This is a genomic window from Erythrobacter sp. A6_0, assembly GCF_017744235.1.
Classification (GTDB): domain Bacteria; phylum Pseudomonadota; class Alphaproteobacteria; order Sphingomonadales; family Sphingomonadaceae; genus Qipengyuania.
The window spans coordinates 939370-963389 of record NZ_JAGHQR010000001.1 but is presented as its reverse complement, the minus strand read 5'-3'; the positions used below and the strand labels follow the sequence as shown (position 1 = coordinate 963389).

19 protein-coding genes, 2 tRNA genes and 1 other RNA gene are annotated in these 24020 nt (G+C 64.3%); 10 read left to right on the top strand and 12 right to left on the bottom strand.

Translation table 11 applies throughout. The annotated features are described in order from the left end of the window. Positions 1-63: 63 nt before the first annotated feature. A complete protein-coding gene (locus J7347_RS04790; protein ID WP_245173787.1) occupies positions 64-1389 on the top strand; it encodes a bifunctional diguanylate cyclase/phosphodiesterase in 1326 nt (441 codons plus the stop codon). A 30-nt stretch (positions 1390-1419) separates the two neighbouring features. Here the strand turns inward: J7347_RS04790 and mfd are convergent, their stop codons facing one another. From mfd to J7347_RS04775, 3 genes are read right to left on the bottom strand one after another with little or no spacing between them, the layout of a single operon-like run. Beyond that, positions 1420-4899, bottom strand: coding sequence for a transcription-repair coupling factor (gene mfd / locus J7347_RS04785; protein ID WP_209161019.1), 3480 nt, complete (start codon positions 4897-4899; stop codon positions 1420-1422). Between the two features lie 16 nt (positions 4900-4915). Beyond that, complete coding sequence (locus J7347_RS04780; RefSeq protein WP_209161018.1) at positions 4916-5293, bottom strand: hypothetical protein; 378 nt, start codon at positions 5291-5293, stop codon at positions 4916-4918. 15 nt (positions 5294-5308) lie between these two features. After that, positions 5309-5581, bottom strand: coding sequence for a succinate dehydrogenase assembly factor 2 (locus J7347_RS04775; protein WP_067677567.1), 273 nt, complete (start codon positions 5579-5581; stop codon positions 5309-5311). A gap of 120 nt (positions 5582-5701) precedes the next feature. Here J7347_RS04775 and recG point away from each other — a divergent pair, with 120 nt between their 5' ends. After that, positions 5702-7765 carry an ATP-dependent DNA helicase RecG gene (recG, locus tag J7347_RS04770; protein ID WP_209161017.1) on the top strand — a complete coding sequence of 688 codons (2064 nt, stop codon included), beginning with the start codon at positions 5702-5704 and terminating at the stop codon, positions 7763-7765. A 10-nt stretch (positions 7766-7775) separates the two neighbouring features. Here the strand turns inward: recG and J7347_RS04765 are convergent, their stop codons facing one another. Continuing rightward, positions 7776-8789 carry a YihY/virulence factor BrkB family protein gene (locus tag J7347_RS04765; protein ID WP_233999118.1) on the bottom strand — a complete coding sequence of 338 codons (1014 nt, stop codon included), beginning with the start codon at positions 8787-8789 and terminating at the stop codon, positions 7776-7778. A gap of 114 nt (positions 8790-8903) precedes the next feature. On the opposite strand from J7347_RS04765, the gene J7347_RS04760 reads away from it, so the two are divergent. Genes J7347_RS04760 through J7347_RS04750 form a run of 3 tightly spaced genes read left to right on the top strand, consistent with a single transcriptional unit; the run spans position 8904 to position 15756 of the window. Further along, the gene (locus J7347_RS04760) at positions 8904-11282 is read left to right on the top strand and encodes a BamA/TamA family outer membrane protein (protein ID WP_245173786.1); all 2379 of its coding nucleotides are present in this window, start codon (positions 8904-8906) and stop codon (positions 11280-11282) included. Beyond that, the gene (locus J7347_RS04755; protein WP_245173785.1) at positions 11282-15574 is read left to right on the top strand and encodes a translocation/assembly module TamB domain-containing protein; all 4293 of its coding nucleotides are present in this window, start codon (positions 11282-11284) and stop codon (positions 15572-15574) included. Before J7347_RS04760 ends, J7347_RS04755 begins: the two co-directional genes overlap by 1 nt. Further along, positions 15574-15756 (top strand): hypothetical protein, encoded by a 183-nt coding sequence (locus J7347_RS04750; protein ID WP_209161016.1) that lies wholly within the window; start codon positions 15574-15576, stop codon positions 15754-15756. Before J7347_RS04755 ends, J7347_RS04750 begins: the two co-directional genes overlap by 1 nt. 87 nt (positions 15757-15843) lie before the next feature. Here the strand turns inward: J7347_RS04750 and J7347_RS04745 are convergent. Next, positions 15844-15920, bottom strand: a tRNA-Pro gene (locus J7347_RS04745). Between the two features lie 136 nt (positions 15921-16056). Between J7347_RS04745 and thyA the strand changes: the two genes are divergently transcribed. The 4 genes from thyA to J7347_RS04725 all read left to right on the top strand — a co-directional run bounded on the left by thyA (position 16057) and on the right by J7347_RS04725 (position 20835). Continuing rightward, positions 16057-16998 carry a thymidylate synthase gene (thyA, locus tag J7347_RS04740; protein ID WP_348521561.1) on the top strand — a complete coding sequence of 314 codons (942 nt, stop codon included), beginning with the start codon at positions 16057-16059 and terminating at the stop codon, positions 16996-16998. Between the two features lie 107 nt (positions 16999-17105). Further along, entirely contained in the window at positions 17106-18422 is a 1317-nt protein-coding gene (locus tag J7347_RS04735; RefSeq protein WP_209161015.1) for a 3-methyl-2-oxobutanoate dehydrogenase (2-methylpropanoyl-transferring) subunit alpha, read from the top strand. A gap of 14 nt (positions 18423-18436) precedes the next feature. Further along, entirely contained in the window at positions 18437-19507 is a 1071-nt protein-coding gene (locus tag J7347_RS04730) for an alpha-ketoacid dehydrogenase subunit beta (protein ID WP_280635677.1), read from the top strand. 5 nt (positions 19508-19512) lie between these two features. Beyond that, positions 19513-20835 carry a dihydrolipoamide acetyltransferase family protein gene (locus J7347_RS04725; RefSeq protein ID WP_209161014.1) on the top strand — a complete coding sequence of 441 codons (1323 nt, stop codon included), beginning with the start codon at positions 19513-19515 and terminating at the stop codon, positions 20833-20835. On the opposite strand, the gene J7347_RS04720 is transcribed toward J7347_RS04725, so the two are convergent. After that, the gene (locus J7347_RS04720) at positions 20832-21197 is read right to left on the bottom strand and encodes a hypothetical protein (protein WP_348521560.1); all 366 of its coding nucleotides are present in this window, start codon (positions 21195-21197) and stop codon (positions 20832-20834) included. The genes J7347_RS04725 and J7347_RS04720 overlap by 4 nt on opposite strands. Positions 21198-21433: 236 nt before the next feature. On the opposite strand from J7347_RS04720, the gene J7347_RS04715 reads away from it, so the two are divergent. Continuing rightward, positions 21434-21510 (top strand) — tRNA-Asp (locus tag J7347_RS04715). 14 nt (positions 21511-21524) lie between these two features. Here J7347_RS04715 and J7347_RS04710 read toward each other — a convergent pair. The 6 genes from J7347_RS04710 to J7347_RS04685 all read right to left on the bottom strand — a co-directional run bounded on the left by J7347_RS04710 (position 21525) and on the right by J7347_RS04685 (position 23936). After that, positions 21525-22307, bottom strand: coding sequence for a DNA-formamidopyrimidine glycosylase family protein (locus tag J7347_RS04710; protein WP_209161012.1), 783 nt, complete (start codon positions 22305-22307; stop codon positions 21525-21527). Positions 22308-22348: 41 nt separating this feature from the next. Then, positions 22349-22576: a DUF2842 domain-containing protein gene (locus J7347_RS04705; protein ID WP_067682560.1), complete on the bottom strand. Its 228-nt coding sequence runs from the start codon at positions 22574-22576 to the stop codon at positions 22349-22351. Continuing rightward, positions 22576-23145, bottom strand: a complete 570-nt coding sequence (locus J7347_RS04700; protein WP_209161011.1) for a 5-formyltetrahydrofolate cyclo-ligase — start codon at positions 23143-23145, stop codon at positions 22576-22578. Before J7347_RS04700 ends, J7347_RS04705 begins: the two co-directional genes overlap by 1 nt. A gap of 92 nt (positions 23146-23237) precedes the next feature. Then, positions 23238-23405: non-coding RNA, 6S RNA (gene ssrS, locus J7347_RS04695), on the bottom strand. 10 nt (positions 23406-23415) lie between these two features. Further along, a complete protein-coding gene (locus J7347_RS04690) occupies positions 23416-23733 on the bottom strand; it encodes a cell division protein ZapA (RefSeq protein ID WP_209161010.1) in 318 nt (105 codons plus the stop codon). After that, complete coding sequence (locus J7347_RS04685; RefSeq protein WP_209161009.1) at positions 23730-23936, bottom strand: hypothetical protein; 207 nt, start codon at positions 23934-23936, stop codon at positions 23730-23732. The genes J7347_RS04690 and J7347_RS04685 overlap by 4 nt, the downstream gene beginning before the upstream one ends. Positions 23937-24020 lie beyond the last annotated feature (84 nt).

Here is a 24020-nt window from a genome sequence, read left to right as displayed (position 1 = left end):
CAACGCGCCGCTTTTTGTGTCACACCGAAGGACCGGAGCGCTTAGGGAGGTTCGATGGCAAGCTTGGCCGACACTTCTCACCGCGATTATCCCGCTCAGGACGGGCGCGATGCCCTGACGGGGCTCGCCGATCTGGCGCATGCCCGCCTCACGATGCAGCGCTGGCAGCGCGACTGGCCCGACGGAGGGCCGGCCTTTCCCATGCGCGCCATGCTGATCGCCATCGGCCGGATCGATCGCGTGAATGTGGCCTATGGTGAAACCACGGGCGACGGTGTTTTGATCGAGATCGCCCAGCGTATCCGCCACTTCGCCGAAGATGAGCTGGAAAGCGGCGTCTGGCTGGCGGCGCGCATTTCCGGCGATAGCTTCCTGCTCGCCGCGCGCGAGGATTGTTCGCGCGAGCGGTGGCAGTGGCTGGCCGAAGCGCTGGCCGATGCCATCGCCATGCCGATCGTCGATCCCTCTACCAGCCACAGCCTGCGCCTCTGGCCGCGGCTCGCGCTGATGCGAGCGCGCGCGGGCGACGATGCCGATTCGGTGCTCGATACGCTGGCGGAAACCGCTGTGCGCATGCGCGGCAGCAATGGCGAACGCATCGCCTGGGCAAGCGAGGATCTGGACCAGCAGGGCCTGTCGAACCAGCAATTGGAAGCCGATCTTTTGGCCGCGATCGATCGCGACGAAATCGAGGTGCTGTTCCAACCGCAATATCGCGTCGGCGATGATCGACTTGTGGGGGCCGAGGCGCTGGCACGCTGGCAGCATCCGACCCTGGGGCGCATCGGCGCGGGCCTGCTCTTCACGATCGCCGAACGCGCCGATCACGTCGCGCAATTGTCCCGCCATATCGCGCGCCGTGCGCTGCATGACGCTGGCGGTTGGCCTTCGGATTTGTGCCTGTCCATCAACATAACCTCCGCCGATCTTGCGGCAGGCAGCTTCGCGCGCGACTTCATCGCGCTGGTCGATCAAAGCCTGCTGGAGCCCGAACAGGTCACGCTGGAGATTACCGAGCAGGTCCTTCTGGCCGATCTCGACCGGACGCGGGAGATACTCGACGAGCTGAAAGCGGTCGGCATCAATCTCTCGCTCGACGATTTCGGAGCGGGTTACTGCAATTTCCGCTATCTCAAGGTCCTGCCGCTCGACTGCCTCAAGCTCGACCGCGCGATGATCGATGGCGTGCTGGACGACGAGCGCGATCTTGCGGTTCTGCGCGCGATCGTGGCCATGGCCAAAGCGCTCGATCTCAGCGTGGTGGCGGAAGGGGTGGAGAAAGACGAGCAGCTGGCGTTGATCGCGCGCGAAGGCGTCGAAACCTATCAGGGTTTCCTGCGCGCCGAACCGATGAGCGCGGACGACTTCATCAGGCTGGCGCGCGGCTGAGGGCCGATCGCTTCGCGGTAATGCCGCCGATCAGCCTTTCTTCTTCGCCTTCCTCGCGATTGCGGAAAGCCCCTTGGTCAGCTGATAGAGCCCGTTCAAGCGGCTCTGCGGATCGTTCCAGGCGCGGCTGATCACGAGCTTCATGTCGGGACGCAGTTTGGCGGTTCCCTTCAAGCGATCGACATAGGCGATCAGCCCCGGACCGTCGGGGAAATCGTCGTTGTGGAAGGTGACCAGCGTGCCTGCCGCACCGACATCGATTTTGGCGATATTGGCGGCGATCGCCTGGTGCTTGATCTCGATCAGCTTCACCAGATTTGCAGTCGCGCTGGGAAGATCGCCGAACCGATCGATCATTTCGGCGGCGAGCGCTTCGATCTCGCCCTTGTTCTCAGCATCGTTGAGGCGGCGATACAGCGCCATGCGGACGGCGAGGTCGGGGACGTAATCCTCCGGAATCATGATCGGCGCATCGACGGTGATCTGTGGGCTGACCTTTTCGGGCTTCGCTTCCAGCCCCATCTCGCCCGCCTTTGCGGCCAGGATCGCGTCTTCGAGCATGGACTGATAGAGTTCGAAGCCGACTTCGCGGATATGGCCGGACTGTTCGTCGCCCAGAAGATTGCCCGCGCCGCGAATGTCGAGATCGTGGCTGGCGAGCTGGAACCCGGCGCCGAGCGAATCGAGATCGCCGAGCACTTTCAGGCGCTTTTCAGCGACTTCCGAAAGCTGCGTGTCCTTGGCGTAGGTCAGATAGGCGTAAGCGCGCAGCTTGGAACGCCCGACGCGGCCGCGCAGCTGATAGAGCTGGGCGAGGCCGAAAATGTCCGCGCGGTGGATGATGATCGTGTTGGCGCTCGGCAGGTCGAGACCGCTTTCGACGATCGTGGTCGCGAGCAGGACGTCGTATTTGCGCTCGTAGAAAGCGCTCATCCGCTCCTCGATCTCGCCCGCACCCATCTGGCCGTGCGCCGCGACAAATTTCACTTCGGGCACGTTTTCGTGCAGCCAGTCCGATATCGCATCCATGTCGGAGATGCGCGGCACGACGATGAAGCTTTGCCCGCCGCGATGATGTTCGCGCAGCAGCGCCTCGCGCATCACCATGTCGTCCCATTCCATCACATAGGTGCGCACCGCCAGGCGGTCGACCGGCGGGGTCTGGATGGTGGAGAGTTCGCGCAGGCCCGTCATCGCCATCTGCAAAGTGCGCGGGATCGGCGTGGCCGTGAGGGTCAGCATGTGCACGTCGGCGCGCAGCTGCTTGAGCTTTTCCTTGTGCGTGACGCCGAAGCGCTGTTCCTCGTCCACGATGACGAGGCCCAGATCCTTGAACTCGGTCTGCTTCGACAGGATCGCATGCGTGCCGACGACGATGTCGATGTCGCCCTTGCGGAGCCCCTCGCGCGTCTCCTTGGTCTCCTTCGCCGAGACAAGGCGCGAAAGGCGCCCGACATTCAGGGGGAAGCCTTCGAAACGGGCGGAAAAATTCTCGTAATGCTGGCGGGCGAGCAGGGTTGTCGGCGCAACCACCGCGACCTGCTGGCCGTTCATCGCCGCGACGAAGGCGGCGCGCAGCGCAACCTCGGTCTTGCCGAAGCCGACATCGCCGCAGACGAGGCGATCCATCGGCTTGCCGCTTTCGAGGTCGGACAGGACATCGGCGATGGCGCGATCCTGATCATCGGTTTCCTCGTACTGGAATCGGTCGAGGAACTGATTGTAGGGGCCTTCCTCGACTTCAAGGACCGGCGCTTTCCTCAAGGCGCGGGCGGCAGCGACCTGCATCAGCTCGCCCGCGATCGCCTGAATGCGCTCCTTAAGGCGCGCGCGTCGCTTCTGCCACGCCTCACCGCCCAGTCTGTCGAGCTGGACCGCTTCCTCGCTCGATCCATAGCGGCTGAGGACGTCGATATTCTCGACCGGGATGAACAGCTTGTCCCCGCCGCGATATTCCAGCTGCACGCAATCGTGCTTCGATTTGCCCACCGCGATCGGTTCGAGGCCGAGATATTTGCCGATCCCGTGTTCGGTATGGACAATCAGATCGCCGACGCTGAGCGCCTGCAATTCGGCGAGAAAGGCATCGGCATCGCGGCGCTTCTTCTTGCGACGCACCAGCCTGTCGCCGAGAATATCCTGCTCGGTCAGCAGTTCCAGCTCGTCATTGGCGAAGCTCGCCTCGAGCGGGACGATCATCGCGGACGGCTTGCCTTTGGCCGACTGGCCCAGCGCTTCCTGCCAGCTTTCGGCGGTCTGCACTGCGATGCCCGCTTCGTCGAGAATCGACACGATGCGCGAGCGGCTGCCCTTCGAATAGGCGGCGATCAGCGGCCGCCGGCCCGATTTGGCGATGGCCTTGAGATGGTCGGCCAGCACCGGATAGACATTGTCGCCCCGCGCGCGCTCAGGCGCGAAATCCCGGCCCGACCGGAAGCCGAAATCGAGCACGCTGTCGCTTTCCGGTTCGTCGAATGCGGTCGCGCGATGGGCGGGCACATCGGCGAGCGCGGTCTCGAACTCGCCTTGAGTCAGATAAAGCGCGTCGGGCTTCAAGGGACGGTAACTGCCCTTGGCCTGTCCGCTCGCCGCCTTGCGCTGTTCGTAATAGTCGCCGACATCCTTGGTCCGCTCTTCAGCGGCGGCCAGCGCGGCCTGATCGATCACGACAAGATCGTCCTTGCCCAAATGATCGAACAGCGTCGTCAGACGGTCTTCGAACAGGGGCAGCCAATGCTCCATCCCTGCCAGGCGACGCCCTTCGCTGACCGCTTCGTAAAGCGGATCCTGCGTGGCATTGGCGCCGAACATTTCGCGATACCGCGTGCGGAAGCGCTTGATGCTGTCTTCGTCCAGCAATGCCTCGCTGGCCGGAAGCAGCAGATGCCTGTCGAGCCGACCCGTCGTCAGCTGGGTGTTGGGATCGAAGCTGCGCAGGCTTTCCAGCTCGTCGCCGAAGAAATCGAGCCGCAGCGCTTCGTCCATCCCGCTTGGGAACACATCCACGATCGATCCACGGATCGCGTATTCGCCCTTGTCGATCACCGTATCGGTGCGGGAATAGCCCTGACGCTGGAGCAGGGCGGACAGGCTTTCGCGCCCGATCTCCATGCCCGGCGCGAATTCGCGCACGCTTTCGCGGATGCGGAACGGCGTGAGAACGCGCTGCAGCGCGGCGTTGGCCGTCGTCACCAGCAATTGCGCGCCGGGCTTGCCCGCCTGCAGGCGGTGTAGCGCGGCAAGGCGGCGGGCGCTGATCGAGAGCGCAGGGCTGGCGCGATCGTAAGGGAGCGAATCCCACGCCGGGAACTCGATCACTTCCAGTTCCGACGCGAAGAACCGTGCCGCTTCGGACACCGCGTGCATCGCCGTATCGTCGGGCACGATGAAGACCGCGCGGCCTTTGGCGGCTCTGGCGAGGTCGGACAGGACCAAAGGCTGTGCCCCGCGCGCCACCCGGGCGAGCGTGAGCGGACGGTCGGCTTTCAGAATGCGAGCGATATCGGGCATGATCAGATCAGGAGCGCTAGACGCCCGCCTCGGTTCCGTTGCGGTCGCGCAAACGACGATAAAGGGCCAGGATGACGGCGCCGACGAGGAGGCCGACGAAGGATGCGAACGCGTCGACCTGCAAATCGCGCACATCCATCTCGCGCATGGTGTTGAGGATTCCCTGCGCCAGTTCGATCGCCCCGCCGAACACGATCAGAAGGACCCAGAGAAGTAGGAAGGAAATGCGCGAGAATGTGAGCCGCGAAAGCACGCCAAGCGTCACGAAGGCCACCCAGTGCCAGAAATCGCCGCCCTGGCCGCCCACGTTGCCCGGGATCAAAGCGAAGACCGTTGTCGCACCGGCGGATATCGCCAAAGCGAGGAGCAACACTCGCAAGATCCATTTTCTCATCGCAGGCGCCCAGATTCAGATCGCGACGTAATCGAGGCGCTGCATCGCCTCCATACGCTCTCCGAGGAAGGCGGGCGGAACGGGCTGAGTCTTGAGGGCCCATGCCATCACATCGACATCATCTTGCTCGAGCAGCGCTTCGAACCAGGCGAGGCCTGCCTCGTCCCACTCCGCGTGATAGCGATCGAAGAAGCCGCCGAACATGTAGTCCGCTTCGCGCGTGCCGCGATGCCATGCTCGGAACCGGGCGCGCTGGATGCGGCCTTCGAAAGTGAGGAGATCGGGCATGGACGCCAAGTAGGTTCCTCCTCCCTTCAGCGCAAGCCGGGATCGGCCCCTGCTGGCTCGGCATTGACGATACGAGATCCCGGCTTTCGCTGCCGGGCCGAGTGGGTTTAAGGGGAGGCGATGCGGCCCGATATCCTCAATCCCCTCTTCGCCGAGGTCGAGACGCTCGACGGCGTGGGGCCGAAGCTGAAGAAACCGCTCGACCGGCTCGGCCTGACGCGGGTGCGCGATGTCGCCTATCATCTGCCGGAACGCTTCGTGACGCGCCGTGCGGTTCAAAATCTGGACGAGGCGGGGGAGGGCGAGCAGATCGTCCTCAAACTGACGGTTACGGAGCATCGCGGCGGGCGCAATCCGCGCGCTCCCTACAGGGTGCTGGCGCAGGATGCGGTCGGAAATATCCTCGCGCTCACCTATTTCGGACGAGCCTCCTATACGGCCAAGAAGCAATTACCGGTCGGCGAGACGCGCTGGGTCGCTGGCAAGCTCGAGCGCTATGGCGACATGCTCCAGATCGTCCATCCCGATCACGTGCTCGAAGAAGGGGGCGACACGCTTCAGCGCCTGTGCGAGCCGGTCTATGCGCTGGCCGAGGGGCTGACCCAGCCCAAAATGACACATCTGGTCGAACAGGCGCTGACACGCGCGCCCGAACTGCCCGAATGGAGCGAGCCGGGCCAGGTCGAGCGCGAAGGCTGGCCCGTATGGCGCGATGCGCTGGTACTGGCGCACAAAGGCGAACATTCTAAGGCCCGCGACCGGTTGGCCTATGACGAATTGCTGGCGAACGGCCTTGCGCTGATGCTGGTGCGCGCGGACAATCGCCGCCGCAAGGGCCAGGCTTTGGTGGGCGATGGCAGTTATCGCGGAAAACTGGCGCTCCCGTTTCCGCTGACCGGCGCGCAGAAGCGGTCGATTGCTGAGATCGAGGGGGATCTGGCGCAAGAGGCCCCGATGCTGCGCCTGCTTCAGGGCGATGTCGGAGCTGGCAAGACGGTGGTGGCGCTGGAAGCCATGCTGATTGCGGTGGAGGCAGGCGCGCAGGCGGCGCTTCTCGCGCCCACCGAACTGCTCGCACGCCAGCATTTCGAAACCTTGCGAAGAATGGCCGCGCCGACCGGGGCCGAAGTCGTGCTGTTCACCGGTCGCGACAAGGGGAAGGCGCGCGAGAGCATTCTGATGGGGCTGCTCGACGGATCGATCGACATCGTGGTCGGCACGCACGCGATCTTTCAGGACACGGTCGCTTACCGCAACCTCGCCATGGTTGTGATCGACGAGCAGCACCGCTTCGGGGTCGGCCAGCGTCTGATGCTGGCGGGCAAGGGCAAGCGTGCCCCGCACGTCCTTGCCATGACCGCGACGCCGATCCCGCGCACGCTGACGCTGGCGCAATATGGCGAGCTGGACGTCAGCAAGCTGGACGAGCTTCCGCCGGGTCGCCAGGCGATCGACACGGTGGTGATGGGGCAGGACAAGTTGGCTCTGCTGGTTGATCGCCTAGCCGCGCAGATCGCGAAGGGGCGCCAGGCCTATTGGGTGTGCCCGATGGTGCGCGAGAGCGAGGGACCGGAAGACATCGCCGCCGCCGAAGCGCGCTATGCGGCCCTCCATGAACGGTTCGGCACGGACGTGGTGATGGTCCACGGTCAGCTCGCGCCCGAGATGAAGGACGCGGCCATGGAACGCTTCGCCAGCGGAGATGCCAAGCTGCTGGTCGCGACGACCGTTATTGAGGTCGGTGTCGACGTGCCGAATGCCACGCTGATGGTGATCGAACAGGCCGAACGCTTCGGCCTGGCACAATTGCACCAGCTGCGCGGCCGGGTGGGGCGGGGCAGCGCGAAATCCATCTGTATCCTGCTGCGCGGCGATACCCTTTCCGAAACGGCGCGCGAACGGCTGGCGCTGATGCGCGCGACGCAGGACGGATTCGAGCTTGCCGAAGAGGATCTGAGATTGCGGGGCGGCGGCGAATTGCTGGGTACGCGCCAGTCGGGCGAGGCGGCCTTTCGCATCGCGGATCTCGATCAGATCACGCGTCTCCTGCCTGCCGCCCACGACGATGCGCGCCTGCTGATGGAGCGCGACGGCGGGCTCGACGGGAAGCGCGGCGAGGCGGCTCGCATTCTGCTCTACCTGTTCGAACGCGATTTCGGAGTCAGAACCCTGCGCGGAGGATAGGGGAGATGGGCTAGCGCCCTTCTTTCTCGCGCCGGACCATCGCTTTCAGCTTCGCGCTCTGCATGTGGCGCTTCACCGCGCGGCGCTCGGTCTTTTCCATCCACTGGCCGAGCGTCAGGCCGCCTTCCGAAATATCCGCGAGCACCGCGCCACGCTCGCCCAGCGGCTTTTCGGGGCCGACGGTGGTATCGGTGGTCGTCTGGCGCTCGATCTCGGCATTGAGCAACGCCCCTGCAAGCACCCCGTAAGCCGACAGGAACAGCCACATAAGGAACACGACGATCGCCGACAGCGAACCGTAGGTCGCGTTGTAGTCGCTGACGTAAGCGACATAGAGCGAAAAGCCGAACGAGATCGCGATCCACAGTACCGTCGCCAACAGAGCGCCGGGGGCGAGCCATTTCCATTGCGCGGGTGCGCGGTCGGGGCCGTAGCGCATGATCAGGGCGAAGCCCGCGCTTCCCAGCGCAATCGAGGCGGTCCAGGTCAGAAGCTTGATCGCCCATTCCACGCCTGCGCCGATCATCCCCTCGGCCTGGGTCTGGAGCCAGGCGAAAAGGCCTGCGCTTAGAATACCAGTCAGCGCCACGAAAATGCCCGCCAGAGTCAGCGCGGCGATGCGGAGCGTTCGTGGGATAATGCCGCGCGTTTCGTGTTCTTCGTTGACGATGTTGAGCGCCCCGACCAACCCGTTGGCCGCGCGCATTCCGCCATAGATGGCGAAGAACAACGCCACGATCAGCGCGAAGCCGGTGACGCCCGAATTGGCAGTCACCACGCCGAGCAGCTGATCCTCGATCACTGCGGCAGCTTCGGCCGGTACCACCTGGATGATCGCGCGCATCTGCTGCTGCACCGTCTCGACATTGCCGATCAGGCCGTAAACCATGACGGTGGCCGCGATCAGCGGGGTCAGAGCGAGAAAGGTGAAGAACGCCACGCCCGCGCCCAGCAGCGACAGATTGTGAAATCCCCACATCGTATAGACGCGCTTCAGGATCTCCTTCCAGGCTGCCCAAGGCATGGAAAGAGGACTCTTTGCGGTTGCACCGGGCGCGCCTTTAGGAGAAGACCCGGGCTCTTGGGCGGGATTTGCCACATCTCCGGGCGCATGGTCCCCGGATCGCGCCGATGCGGTATGTCCTTCATTGTCCACGGTGGATCGCTTTCTATGCTCGCTTCGGCTTCGTCTGTCCTTCATCCCGCGCCGCTTGGCAACCGTGCCGCCCGCGCGGAATGGGCCGTGGGCGGGATAATCCGGACGGCGGCCTCCGTTCTGGCGCTGGGCGTCGCGCTGGCGGCATTTCCCGTTTCCGCACAGAACACGGCTGATCCCGAGGACGCCGAAGCGGACCTGTCGATCCCCGCTCCTCCGGCAGACGCGAACCTGCCGGACGTAGAGCTGATTATTACCGACGAGGAATTCGAGACCGCGATTCCCTCGCTCGACGAGGATGACGCGCTCGAAGGGCCGCTCGAATCGATTGCCGATTTCGAAAGACGGATCGCCGCCGAACAGGCCGATGCCGATCCCGAAGAGGGGCAGGAGGCGCTGCTCGGCGATCCGGCGCTTGCGGATGGCGATCCGGTCGAGGTGATCGGCGATGCACCGATTCGCGACGCCGAACTGGTCGCGCCGCTTCCGCCGCTCGACCAGTTCGAGGTCGCGCCGGTCGAATTTGCAGAGGCGGAGCCGGACGAGGAAGTGGTCGAGGTCGCCTATAATGTCACCGTCAACGGTCTCGACGAGGCGGACGAGGTGGCGCAAACCGATATTCGCGCCATGTTCGAGGATTTGTCCGCGCTCGAAGACGGCGACGGCGAGGCCGCCAATGTAGCGCAGGTCGCCGCGCGGCTGACCGAAGACAGCGCCCTGATGCAGCGCCTGCTGGCTTCCGAAGGCTGGTACGAAGCCAGCGCGACGACGCGGATCGACCGCTCGGCGGATGCGACCGGGCAGCCGCTCACCGCGGTGATCGATGTCGCCACCGGTCCGCGCTACACATTCTCGGACATCGTGATCGACGCTCCGCCGGTCGAACCGGAAAATCTGATCCGCGACAATCTTCCGCTGCAGGTCGGCGAACCGATCGTGGCGGCGCGGGTCCAGGGGGCCGAAGCGCGCGTGGCGATCGAATTGCCGCAGAACGGCTATCCATTTGCCGAGATCGGCCAGCGCGACATCCTGCTCGATCCCGAAACGCAGGATGGCGTCTATACCCTGCCGATCATGACCGGGCCGCGCTCGCGCTTCGGCGGTTTCCGCACGACCGGCAATCTCGCCTTCGATGCCGACCATGTCGAAACCCTGGCCCGCTTCGAACGCGGCGAACTCTACGACAGCCGGATGGTCGACGATCTGCGCCAGGCGCTTGTCGCCACCGGCCTTTTCAACACCGTATCGGTGGTGCCCGAACAGACCGGCGAGCCGGCGGGCGATGGCACCGAATACGCCACGATCCTTGTGGAGCAGGATGCCGGGCCGCCGCGCACGCTGGCGGCGAGCGCGGGCTATGGCACGGGTCAGGGCTTCCGCGTCGAAGGCAGCTGGACCCATCGCAATCTCTTCCCGCCGGAAGGCGCGCTGATCGGGCGCGGCGTGATCGGTACGCGCGAACAGGGCGCCAGCGGCACATTCCGCCGGTCCAATGCCGGGCGCAGGGACCGCACGTTCCAGGCCAGTATCGAAGCGCTGCGGGCCGATTACGAAGCCTATGAGGCCTTTACCGGTCGGATCGCGGCGCTGGTCAGCTACGATTCGACCAGCATCTGGCAGAAGCCTTTCACCTACGCCTACGGCGCGCAGATCATCGCCACCAACGAGCAGGATTTCGATCTGACGACCCGCGAGCTGGTGCGGCGGACATTTTTCATCGGCGGGCTGACCGGGCAGATCGGGATCGATCGCACGGATAGCCTGCTGAATGCGACCAAAGGTTTCCGCGTCACCGCACTGGTGGAACCCGAGGGATCCCTGCAGGACGGTTTCAGCCCCTATGTCCGCGTGCGGGTGGATGGATCGGGCTATTACAGCCCCACCGATTCGATCACGCTGGCGGGCCGCATCAGGGTCGGCACGATCCAGGGGATCGACCGGTTCGACCTTGCGCCCTCGCGCCGGTTCTATGCGGGCGGCGGTGGCTCGGTGCGCGGTTACGGCTTCCAGCAATTGGGTCCGCGCGCGGTTTATCCCGATCCCGGTTTCGAATTCGATCCGGAAGAGCCCGACAAGGTTGCGGATACGATCTATCGCCCGCTCGGCGGACGCAGCTTGAACGAAGCGGCGGCGGAAGTGCGCTATCGCTTCGGCAATTTTGGCGTGGTCGGGTTCGTCGATGCGGGCCAAGTCTATGAAGGCACGACGCCCGACTTCAGCGATCTGCGCTACGGTGTCGGCATCGGCGGACGCTATTACACCAATTTCGGCCCGCTGCGTTTCGACGTCGCCATGCCGCTCGACAAGCGCGAAGGCGAAAGCAGCTTCGCGGTCTATGTCTCGATCGGGCAGGCGTTCTGATGGCCGAGGATACACGTATCGAAGAGCAGGGCGTCGAAGAGCAGAGCGCTGCCGACCCCGTCATGGTCGAGGAGACGACCGAGACGAGCGAGCCGGTAGAGACGCCACGCCGCGCGCGCCACGTCGGTCGCACGATCGCCAAATGGACTGCCATCGTGCTGGGCGGCATCGTCCTTCTGGTCGGTGCGCTGATTCTCGGGCTCGATACCGGGCCGGGCAAGCGCTTCGTCGCCGACCAGATCGCCGGGCTCGAATTCGAGAACGGAATGGAGATCGATGTTGGGCGCATCGAAGGCTCGCTTTATGGCGAGATGGTCCTCCACGATGTCGCCGTGTCCGACCTGAAGGGCGTGTTCCTCACCTCGCCCGAAATGCGCGTCGATTGGCGGCCGTTCAAATTCCTGCGCAGTCACATCGACATCCGCTCGCTGATCGCGCCGCGCGTGACGCTGCAGCGCCTGCCGGAATTTGCCGAGACTCCGCCGAGCGACGATCCGCTGCTGCCGAATTACGACATCGATATCGGCGAATTCCGGATCGGCAATTTCGTCGCCGAGGCTCCCGTCAGCGGAGAGCGCCGGGTCGCCTCGATCAGCGGCGGGGCGAATATCGCGGACGGGCGCGCGCAGGTCACGCTCGATGCGGCGACGATCGCGGGGCAGGGCCGTTCGGGCGGCGATCGGATCGCGCTCGAACTCGATGCGGTGCCGGACGATAATCGCTTCGACGTGTCGCTCGATCTGAACGCGCCCGGCGACGGCGTGATCGGGGCGCTGGCCGGGCTGACCGAACCCTTGCGCGTTCAAGTCGCGGGCAAGGGCACCTGGGATCGCTGGACCGGACGGCTCGATGCGAACCTCGCGGGCAGCGAGTTCGCGCGTCTGAAGATTGCCGGGAACGACGGCACGTTCCAAGTGCGCGGGCCGACGCGCGTGGCGCGCCTGTTCGAAGGGCCGACCGCGACGCTGCTCGGCCCGATCCTGAATGTCGATATGACGGCCGCTCTCGAAGAGCGCCGGGCGACGCTGGCGGGCAATCTCAACAGCGACGCGTTCCGCCTCAACACCAACGGCCTTGTCGATCTGTCGGACAACAGCTTCGAGGATCTGAAGCTTGCTTTCGTGCTGCTCAAACCGTCCGCCATGGCCGAGAATCTGAGCGGTAGCGGCCTGCGCGCGCTGCTTACGCTGAATGGCGAATTCGCCACTCCGCGCGTCCAGTATCAGGTCAACGCCAACCGGCTCGCCATGAACGACATGGGGCTGGAAAACCTGCGCGCCAGCGGCGAGGCGACGGTCGATGCCGATCGGATCATGATCCCCATCGAAGCCAGCGTTGCGCGCATTACCGGGCTCGACACCGTTGCCGGCGGGCAGCTGCGCGATGTGCGCCTAGCGGGCGATCTCGCCATCGACGGGCCGCGCATCCTGTCCGACAATATGCGGATTCGCTCGGACCGGATCGATGCCGGGCTGATCCTCCTCGCCGACACCTCGACGGGGCTCTATACCGGCGCGATCGACGGGCGGATCGACGATTACCGGATCGAGAGCGTCGGCATCTTCGATATCGAAACCGATGTCGATTTGCAGACCGAAGGCGACGGGTTTGCGCTGGAGGGCCGGGTGCGCGTGCGCTCGACCAGCCTTTTCAACGAAGGCGTGCGCGATTTTCTGGGCGGGAATGCCGTTGCGGCCACCGATGTGCGGTACTGGTCGGACGGGATCGTCCGCTTCCGCAATCTCATGCTGCGTGCCCCGGCGGCGCAGATCACGGGCGGCAGCGGGTTCTATGCGCCGGACGGGCGGCTCGCGATCCAGGCGGATGGCGTGACCGATGCCTATGGCCGTGTCGGCGTGCGGGTTGCTGGTACGCTCACCAATCCGCAGGCAGTCGTCACGGCGGAGCGGCCCGATCTCGGCATCGGCCTCGCCAATCTGCGCGCCAACATCACAGGCGCGCGCAATGGGTATCGCCTCGATGCGACGGCGGACACCGATTACGGCGCGCTGACCGCCGACGTGGTGCTGGGCACGGGCGATGTGCTGACGCTCGACATCAACAGCGCCAATCTCGCCGGAATCGATTTCAGCGGCTCGCTGCGCGAGACGCCCGCCGGGCCTTTTGCCGGGCGGCTCGACGCGAATGGACGCGGGCTCGCAGGCGTGGTCCGCCTCGACGCACAGGGCCAGTATCAGCAGGCGCTCGTCAATCTGAGAGCGCGCGATACCGTGCTGCCCGGACCGGCCAATCTCACGATCGGTTCGGCGATCGTCGATGCGCGGGTGGTGCTTTACGACCAGCCCTATGTGGTTGCCGACGCGCAGCTGGCGCAGACCAATATCGGCAGCCTCAATCTCAACGCGGCGCGCGCAAAGATCGATTATCGCAACGGCAACGGGACTGCGCGCGTGCTCGCCGAAGGGGTCAGCGGCGTGCCCTTCCGCGTCGCCGCCAATGCCGAACTGACGCCCGATCTCTGGCGCGCGCAGATGAAGGGCAGGGTTCGCGGCATCGATTTCGCAACGACCAGCCCGGCGCGGATCGTTCCGGGTGCAGGCGAATACGAACTGCTGCCCACCCGCATCGATTTCGGTCGCGGCAATATCCGCCTCGCCGGGAAATACGGAGACGGTATCGAAATCCAGAGCCGGCTCGATTCGCTTGACCTTGCCATGATCGAAGCCGTCGTGCCCGGCCTCGGCATCAATGGCCGCGCCACCGGAAGCCTCGATTTCGCCCAGGCCAGCAGCACTGCGTTCCCGCGTGCCGATGCCCGCCTCCAGATCGCCAATTTCAGCCGCACCACTGCGGTCTCCGTCAGCCAGCCGCTCGACATCAATTTCGTCGGCAAGCTGCTGCCCGATGGGGGCGAAGCGCGCGCAGTTATGCGGCGGCGCGGCGCGGTGATCGGGCGGATGGTCGCCTCGCTCAATCCGCTTCCGCCCGGATCGGGCAGCTGGACGACCCGCCTTCTCTCCGCGCCCCTGGGCGGCGGGATTCGCTATAACGGCCCGGCGGACACGCTGTTCTCCTTCGCCGGTCAGCCCGATCAGCGCCTGTCGGGGCCGATCGGCGTGGCGGCGGATTTCTCGGGCCGGGTCCAGAGCCCCGAATTGTCGGGCATCATCCGCGCCAACAATCTGACCTATGAAAACCAGACCTACGGTACGCGGCTTTCCAACATGGCGATCGCCGGGCGCTTCAGCGGCGATCGGCTTGAAATCGAGCGCCTGACCGCCACGGCGGGTGACGGCAAGCTCAGCGCCAATGGTTTCGTCAGTCTTGCGGAAGCCAGCGGCTATCCGATGAATGTCGAAATCACGATGGACGATGCGCGCCTGGCTCGCAGCGACGCCTTGTCGGCGACCGCGACCGGCAATCTTCGCCTGACCAAGGCGGCCCGGCAGACTGCGGTGGTGAGCGGACGGATCGTGCTGCCCGAGACGCGCTACGAGATCATCCGCCAGGGCGCCGCCGAAGTGCCCGAGCTGACCGGCGTTCGGTTCAAGCCGCCCCGCGGCCCCCAGCGCATCACCGGTGACGAGCCTTCGCAGCCGCAGCCGGGCCTGTTCGATCAATTGCGCCTCGATATCGCGCTCGCCGCGCCGGAGCGGCTGTATGTTTCGGGCATGGGTCTGGAATCCGAATGGAGCGCCGATCTGCGCTTGTCGGGCACCAGCACCGCGCCGCGTGTCTCCGGCGATGTCGAGCTGGTGCGCGGCACGCTTGGCTTTGCCGGGCGCTCCTTCGAACTCACCGAAGGGCGCGTGGATTTCACCGGCGGCCGCACGATCGATCCGGTCATCCGTCTGACCGCGACCGAGGATATCGAGGACGTGACCGTCAATGTGAACGTCACGGGCCGCGCCTACGATCCGCAGATCGCCTTCTCCAGCACGCCCGGCCTTCCGCAGGACGAGATCGTCTCGCGCATCCTGTTTGGCAGCTCGGTCGGCAATCTTTCCGCCATCCAGGCGGTTCAGCTGGCCGCCTCGCTCAATTCGCTGCGCGGCAGCAGCGGCGGTCTCAATCCGCTCGGCAAGCTGCGCTCGGCGACAGGTGTCGACCGCTTGCGTATCCTCGGCGCCGACGAGACAAGCGGGCGCGGCACCGCACTCGCGGCGGGCCAGTACATTACGGACGATATCTACATCGAATTCATCACCGACGCCCGCGGCTTCACGGCGACGCAGCTCGAAGTCAGCCTGACGCCGTTCCTGTCGATCCTGAGCCAGGCAGGCGGATCGGGCGCGACCAATGTCAACGTCCGCTATCGCCGGAACTATTGATGCGAAGCGCGATCATCCTCGCGGCGATCGCGCTGAGCGCCTGCCAGAGCGAGCCGAGCTTCGACGAGCGCTACGACACCGCGCAAGAAACGATCGAGGCGAAGGCTGAGGAACTGGACGCGGAATTGCAGGAAGCACCGACGCAGGGCGATGAGCCGCCGGCAAAACCCGCCGCGGAATAGCGCACTGCTCAATCGGGGTCCCCAAACGGGGTGGCGTATGGTGCTGAAAAATGCTGCGAAGCGATTTTCGCGTCGCAAACAGAAAGTTGGTCGGGGAGAGAGGATTCGAACCTCCGGCCCCTGCCTCCCGAAGACAGTGCTCTACCAGGCTGAGCTACTCCCCGACCGGATCGGCCCCGCGGAAAAACAAGCCCCGCGGGTCGAGGCAAGGCGCGCCCTATAGGTGGGGATGGCGTGACGTGCAAGCGGGCAATTCGGGGAAACTTGCCCTATTGGGAAATTTCAACGGAGAGCCGCATCGTGACAGACCCCCACCGCGAACCATCCCACTACGAAACCGCCTATCTCGATCTCATGCGCCGCATCTGGGCGGAAGGGGATGAGCGCGTCGATCGCACTGGCATCGGCACGCGCTCTGTCTTCGGGGCGACCTTGCGATTCGATCTGTCCGACGGAGCGATGCCGCTGATCACCACCAAACGTGTCTATTGGAAAACGGCGACGCGCGAATTGCTGTGGTTCCTGACCGGCGAAACCAATATCCGGCCCCTGGTGCTCCAGGGCGTGAAGATATGGAACGAGTGGCCGCATGCCCGCTATGTCAGGGAGACCGGCGAGTATCTGTCGCTCGACGCTTTCGTGCAGCGGATCGCCGAGGACGAGACGTTTGCGGAGAACTGGGGCGATCTCGGCCCGGTCTATGGCAAGCAGTGGGTCGACTGGCCGACCTATCGCTATCGCAAGGACGGGACTTACGAAAAGGGGCCGGGCATCAATCAGGTCGCCGAGCTCGTCGAAAGCCTGCGCACGAATCCCGGCAGCCGGCGCCATATCCTCGAAGGATGGAACGTCGCCGAGCTCGACCGGATGGCGCTGCCGCCCTGCCACAAGACCTATCAGTTCCACGTCGCGGACGGGAAGCTGAACGGGCTGCTCTATCAGCGTAGCTGCGACGTGGCGTTGGGCCTGCCGTTCAATCTCTGGTCCGCCGCGCTTCTTCAGCGCATGCTTGCGCAGCAGGCCGATCTCGAACCGGGCGAATTCGTCTGGATGGGCGGCGATACTCATCTTTATCTCAACCACGCGCATCTGATCGAGGAGCAGCTGGCGAGGGAACCGCAAGGGCATCCGCGGCTTGAGATCATGCGGCGTCCGACGACGATCTTCGATTATCGCATTGAGGATTTCGAGGTTCGAAACTACACGCCGCACGGGGCCATCAAGGCTCCGGTGGCGGTGTAAGCCAACGATCGAGCCACTCGGCTTGACCCGGCGAACGCGCTGAAATAAAATAACGCAATCAAGCAAGATTGCTTTCAAGCGTCTCGATACCGAGGGGAGAGCGCATAATGGCCGATAGGCCCGATCCGCAGGCGCAAGCCGGGCACAACGCGCCTGGACTGTCGCTGCATGTTCCCGAACCCAAATTCCGCCCCGGCGACGCGGTGGATTTCAGCCATGTCGATGTGGGCGAGCCCGGCAAGCAGCCCCGCCCGGACGAGACCTGCGCGCCCGAAACGATGCGCGATTTCGCCTATGGCCTGGTCCGCGTGCTGGGCGACGACAATCGCGCGCATGGGCCCTGGGATCCCAAGCTCGATCCCGAAACGCTGCGCACGATGCTCGGCCACATGGCCATGACCCGCGCTTTCGACGAGCGGATGTTCCGCGGGCAGCGGCAGGGCAAGACCAGCTTCTACATGAAGTGCACCGGCGAGGAGGCGACCAGCGTGGCGGCCTCCATGGCGCTGGCGAGCGACGACATGGTCTTCCCCAGCTACCGCCAGCAGGGCATCCTGATCCAGCGCGGCTATCCCCTGATCGAGATGATCAACCAGATCTATTCGAACCGGGGCGATAAGCTGAAGGGCCGCCAGCTCCCGATCATGTATTCGAGCAGGGAGCACAGCTTCTTCACGATCAGCGGTAATCTCGCCACGCAGACGCCGCAGGCGGTGGGCTGGGCGATGGCGAGCGCGATCAAGGGCGATACGCGCATCGCCGCGACCTGGGTGGGCGAAGGCAGCACGGCGGAGGGCGACTTCCATTCGGCCTGCCTGTTCGCGACCGTCTATAATGCACCGGTTATCCTCAACGTTATCAACAATCAGTGGGCGATTTCCAGCTTCAGTGGATTCGCCGGGGCGGAGCGGACGACCTTTGCCGCGCGCGCTCTGGGCTATGGGCTTGCGGGCCTGCGCGTGGACGGGAACGACCCGCTTGCGTGCTACGCCGCCGAGCAGTGGGCCGCCAACCGCGCCCGCGCCAATGCCGGGCCGACGCTGATCGAGTTCTTCACCTATCGCGCGGAAGGCCATTCCACCTCCGACGATCCCAGCGGCTATCGCAGCGCGCAGGAGCGCGAGGAGTGGCCCCTGGGCGATCCGGTCATGCGCCTTAAGAACCACCTCATCGAGCTGGGCGAGTGGGACGAAGAGCGGCAGGAGAAGATGGATCTCGAAGCTGCAGAACACGTCAAGAAAGTGACCAAGGAAGCCGAAGCGAACGGTATCCTTGGCCACGGCCTGCACCATCCGTTCCGCACCATGTTCGAAGATGTGTTCGAGGAATTGCCCTGGCACCTCAAGGAACAGGCCGAACAGGCGATCCATGAGCGCGAGACCAAGTTCCCCGGCGGACTGCCCAACGAAGGGAAGGGCGCATGAGCGAGACCGAGACGATGAGCGCGCCGGAGCAGACCCCCGATCAGGCCCCCAATCAGGCCGAGGCGAAGCCCGAACGCCGCCTCAACATGATCGAGGCGATCAACGACGCGCTCGATATCTCCATGCAGCGCGACGAGAACGTCGTCGTGATGGGCGAGGATGTCGGCTATTTCGGCGGCGTCTTCCGTTGCACGGCGGGCCTCCAGGAAAAGCACGGCAAGAATCGCGTGTTCGATACGCCGATCAGCGAATGCGGCATCATCGCAGCGGCAGTGGGGATGGGCGCCTATGGCCTTCGCCCGGTGCCGGAAATCCAGTTCGCCGATTACATCTATCCCGGTCTCGACCAGCTCATCAGCGAAGCGGCGCGCCTGCGCTATCGCTCGGCGGCGGAATATATCGCGCCGATGACGGTGCGCAGTCCGTTCGGCGGCGGCATCTTCGGCGGCCAGACCCACAGTCAGAGCCCGGAAGCGATCTTCGCTCATGTCTCGGGCCTCAAGACGGTGATCCCGGCGACACCCTATGACGCGAAGGGGCTTTTGATCAGCGCGATTGAGGATAACGATCCGGTGATCTTCTTCGAGCCGAAGCGCATCTATAACGGCCCGTTTTCCGGCTATTACGACAAGCCGGTGCAGCCCTGGAAGAAGTTCGACCAGAGCGTGGTGCCGGAAGGGTATTACAAGATTCCGCTCGGCAAGGCGCGGCTTGCGACGGAGGGTGAGCAGGTCACGATCCTTGCCTATGGCACCATGGTCCATGTGGTCGAGGCGGTTTGCAAGGAGAAGGGCATCGAAGCCGACGTGCTCGATTTGCGCACCATCGTCCCGCTCGATATCGAGGCGATCGAAGCGTCGGTGAAGAAGACCGGACGCTGCCTGATCGTCCACGAGGCGACCCGCACGGCGGGCTTCGGCGCGGAACTGTCCGCGCTCGTCACCGAACGCTGCTTCTATCACCTCGAAGCCCCGGTCGAACGTGTGACCGGCTTCGACACGCCTTATCCGCACAGCCTCGAATGGGCCTATTTCCCTGGCCCCATCCGCATCGGCGAAGCGCTCGACAAGATTTTGAAGGACTGAACGAAATGGCCAAATTCACCTTCAACATGCCCGATATCGGCGAAGGCATCGCCGAGGCCGAGATCGTGCAATGGCACAAGCAGGTCGGCGATACGGTCAGCGAAGACGAAGAATTCGTCGACATGATGACCGACAAGGCGACCGTGCCGATGGAAAGCCCGGTCAACGGCAAGATCCTCGAAATCGCGGGCGGCGAGGGCGACATGGTCTCGATTGGCTCGATGCTGGTCGTGATCGAGGTGGAGGGGGAAGTGCCCGACGATGTCGCCGAGGAAAACGAGGCGTCCGCGGATGCCGCGCCCGCGCCGAAGGACGAGGAAGTCGAAGAGCGGATCGAGGTCGAGAACCCCGATCCCAGCGACGCCGACGATGCGATGGCGGCCGATCCGTCGCCGCCGCCCGCACCGACACCTGCTCCGGCTCCCGCTCCGGCACCTTCACCGGCACCGGCCGCATCTTCGGCAAAGGTTCTCGCCAGCCCCGCGGTGCGCAAGCGCGCGAAGGAATTGGGCGTCGATCTGGGGCAGGTGAAGCCTTCGGAAGAAGGCCGCGTGCGCCACGGCGATCTCGACCAGTTCCTGTCCTACAGCGACGGCTTCGGTGCGGCTGCACCGACCCGTGCGGACGAGGAGAAAAAGGTCATCGGGATGCGCCGCCGCATCGCCGAAAACATGTCCGCGTCCAAGCGCAACATTCCGCATTTCTCTTATGTCGAGGAAGTGGACGTCACCGAACTTGAAGCGCTGCGCGCACAGCTCAATGCCAACAAAGGCGACAAGCCCAAGCTCACGATTCTGCCGCTGCTGATCACGGCGATCTGCAAGACTCTCCCCGATTTCCCCATGATCAACGCCCGCTATGACGACGAGGCGGGTGTGGTGACGCGGCATGGTTCGGTCAATCTCGGCATGGCGGCGCAGACCGATGCCGGGCTGATGGTGCCGGTGATCAAGAACGCACAGGCGAAGAACCTGTGGCAGCTCGCCAACGAGATCTCGCGTCTGGCGGAAGCAGCCCGCAGCGGTACGGCCAAGAGCGACGAAATGCAGGGCGGGACGCTGACCGTGACATCGCTCGGTCCGCTTGGCGGGGTGGCGACGACGCCGGTCATCAACCGTCCCGAAGTGGCGATCATCGGCCCGAACCGCATTATCGAACGCCCGATGTATGTTTCGGACGGCAATGGCGGCGAGCGGATCGAGAAGCGCAAGCTGATGAATATCTCGATCAGCTGCGACCATCGCGTGGTCGACGGATGGGATGCTGCGAGCTTTGTCCAGGCGCTGAAGAAACTGCTCGAAGCGCCCGCGCTGATCCTGGTGAATTAACGCACGATCGCGCTGTAGCTTCTGAGCCGCCGGTCTTCACCGGCGGCGATGCGCCAGCGCAGATGCGTGACGTCTTCGGGCGAAGCGAGCCGCTGGCCGCTCCGCAGATCGCCGAGACGCCCCCAGCGGCGACCGCCGTCGATGGATACTTCGACTGCCGCGTCGCCGCTGCGCTGGAAAGCCAATTCCTCGGGCACGCGACTGGCGAGCGTGAAGGGGCGCTGGGCGTTCTCCCGGTCCCACTGCATGACCAGCACCACCTTGTCGCCGCTTTCCAGGCGATGGGCGGGTTCCAGAGCGATTCCGTCATCCGATCGCGTTTCGACGAAGACCGAGCGCGTGATCGACAGAGAAGATCCCACAGCGCCCGCGGCCGTTGCCAAGGCGAGCGCACTCAAACCCACTACAATGCTGCGCATAGAAATCCCCCCGATTGCCCTTGGCTTCGGCGTATCGGGGCGCGGTCAAAATAGGGTTAACGCGGCTTCACCATCCTGCCGCCAGACCCCATGCAAATTTTCGCAGGAAATCGCATTGACAGCGTTTCGACCCTGCCCTAGTTGCGCGGCTCCCAAGAGGCGCTGCAGCGTTTTAATGCGCGGGTGTAGCTCAGTTGGTTAGAGTATCGGCCTGTCACGCCGAGGGTCGCGGGTTCGAGTCCCGTCACTCGCGCCACTTGGGACATTACCTTATTTTTGATGCGAGCTACAGAAATAGGCGGTTCGTCCGCCGACCTTCGCGCTCGTGATCTCACCGCCGCAGCGGCGGCATTCGGCTCCCTTTTCGCGGTGGCGGATCAGATAGTCGTGCGGCAGCTCCTTATAGTCGGCTTCGACCTTCACGCCCTGGTGAAGGACGCGGCGCATCGTGGTGCGCAGATCGGCGAGGCAATCTTCAGATAAGTCGTTCGCGCGCCGCTCGGGATGGAGCCCCGCCTGGAACAGAGTCTCATCCGACCAGAGATTGCCGACGCCCGCCATCTTGTCCTGCTTCATCAATGCCGATTTGATGGCACTGCGGGTATTCCCGAATGTTGCGATGAAACCGTCTCGCGCCAGATCCAGCGCGTCGGGGCCAAGCCCTTCGTTCTCGATATAGCCGTCCGGATCGTCGATTATACGGACATGCCCCAGTTTGCGCGGACAGCGAAAGGCGAGCCGCCGATCGCCTTCGAAGGTGATGAGCAATTTGGTGTGGTCGGGTGGATCGTCCGGCGCATCGAACGGGATCAGCCAGCCCGTCATGCCGAGATGGACCGTCATCCACGGGCCGGTCTTCGATCCTGCGAAGATGTTCTTCCCGTGGCGCCGCGTCTGCGTGAATTGGTGCCCGACCAGCCGCTGGCGCTCATTGTCGCCCGGCAATTCGATATAGCTGGTGTCGTCGCCCAGCTCGACCTTCTCGATCGTGCGATTCAAACACTCGCGCTCAATCGTTAGGCGCTGCGCTTCGTTTTCGGGTAACTCCGGCATGAGAGGATAACGGCACGCACAATCCTGCGGTTCCGCGCCTCTTATTCGGAAGGCGCGCTCCAGCGGCCGGTTTCCATCCAGATCAGGAAGCGTTTCAGAGGCAGCAGCCAGATAACGCCGAACACGAGATAGACGACCATTTGAAGGATCGTCGGCCAGCTTTCCATCAGCGGCGGTACGAAGGTCACCACCAGCACGCCGTAAACGGTCAGGCCCACCAGCAGTGCAAGGATGCCGAGCGGGATGCGCAGGGTGGGCTCGTCACGCATCAGAACGGACCGTAAAGCCGCGTGGGTGTCACCACGGCGGACAGGGGCTTGTCGTGCGCTTCCATCGGCAGCTCGTCGCATACTTGCGCGTCCCACGCCATGCCGATCGCGACCGTGTCGGGATGATCGGCCAGCCAGCGATCGTAATGCCCGCCGCCCTGGCCGATCCGTGCGCCTTCGGCTGTGAAGCCGAGCAGCGGAACGAAAAGCACCGAGGGGTTTGCACTATCCGCATCGCCCACCGGCTGCGGAATGCCGAAGGGGCCGGCCTCGCAATCGCTTTCCTCGTAGGGATCGGCATGGACGGCGAAGTCCATCGCCCGATCCTTCGCCCAGAACCGGGGCAGGGCGATGGTGCGCCCCTGTTCGAAGAAGAAGCGCGCATAGGATGCAGTCGGCGCTTCGAGCGGAGCGGCGCGGTAAAGGCCGATCACGCCATCGTCCGGCACCAGATCGAGCAGCGGCGCAGGCGGGCGATGAAACATCAGCGCGCGCATATTCTCCGGCAACGCCGCGACATGATCGCGCCGCTTGGCTCTCAATGTCTTTCTTATCGCGGCCTTATCCAAGATATCCGTCCTGCAATTCGTCTGGAGTGGCGTTCGAAGATTTAAGGGAGAAACCCCCGCGCTCAAGCAGTGAAGCGCTAGCGCAAAAACATGACGGGACCACCATGGGTCGTTGCCTTGAAATCCTCTGACGCCTTCACGTCAGGTGGGCGCCGTTTACCCCGGTTCCCGGGACGAACCCGGTCCCCAGGGAAGGGACAGCTCCCTTGGATTGCTTATAGCCTCAGGGATGTTCGATCGGTCGTACCGGGCAGCCCCGCCGATCCCTATCTAGGCGTCCGGGCCCGCACCCTCAAGCGCGGCGGCCGATTTTTCCAGCCGTTCGGCCAGCGTTTCGAGCGTTTCGGCGAGCGAGGTATCTACTTCCCCTTCTGCCTGAGCGCGCTTCTTCGTTTCGTGGACTTCGTCCGCCAGGATGAGCGCTGCAATAAGCAGATTTTTCGCCTCGGTCTGCCCCATCAGATCCGCACCGATCGCGGACAGGCGCTGGTCCACCATGCTGCCGAGATGGCGCAGGTGATCCTCTTCCCCTTCTGCGCAGGCGATGGTGTAGGTGCGCTTGCCGAGCGACAGCTTGACGTCGTTCATCGCTCCAGCCTTTCGATCAGGGCATCGAGTTCCGTGAGACTTCCCGACACGCTTTCGCGCAGATTTTCGTGCCGCGCGACTAGAGCGGCCATTGCGGGCTTGTCCGGCGCGGCGATTGCCGGCCGGTTGGACGAAGCGGCTTCGATCCGGTCGAGCGCGGCGTCGATCCGCGCGAGGGCTTGAGTGATGCGTTCGTCAGCCATGGCCGCTTTTTAGCGCGTTCTGCAAATACGGCAAAGGCTTGGCGACACCTGTTGATAAGTCTCCTGAAGCCGCCATAGGGGCCT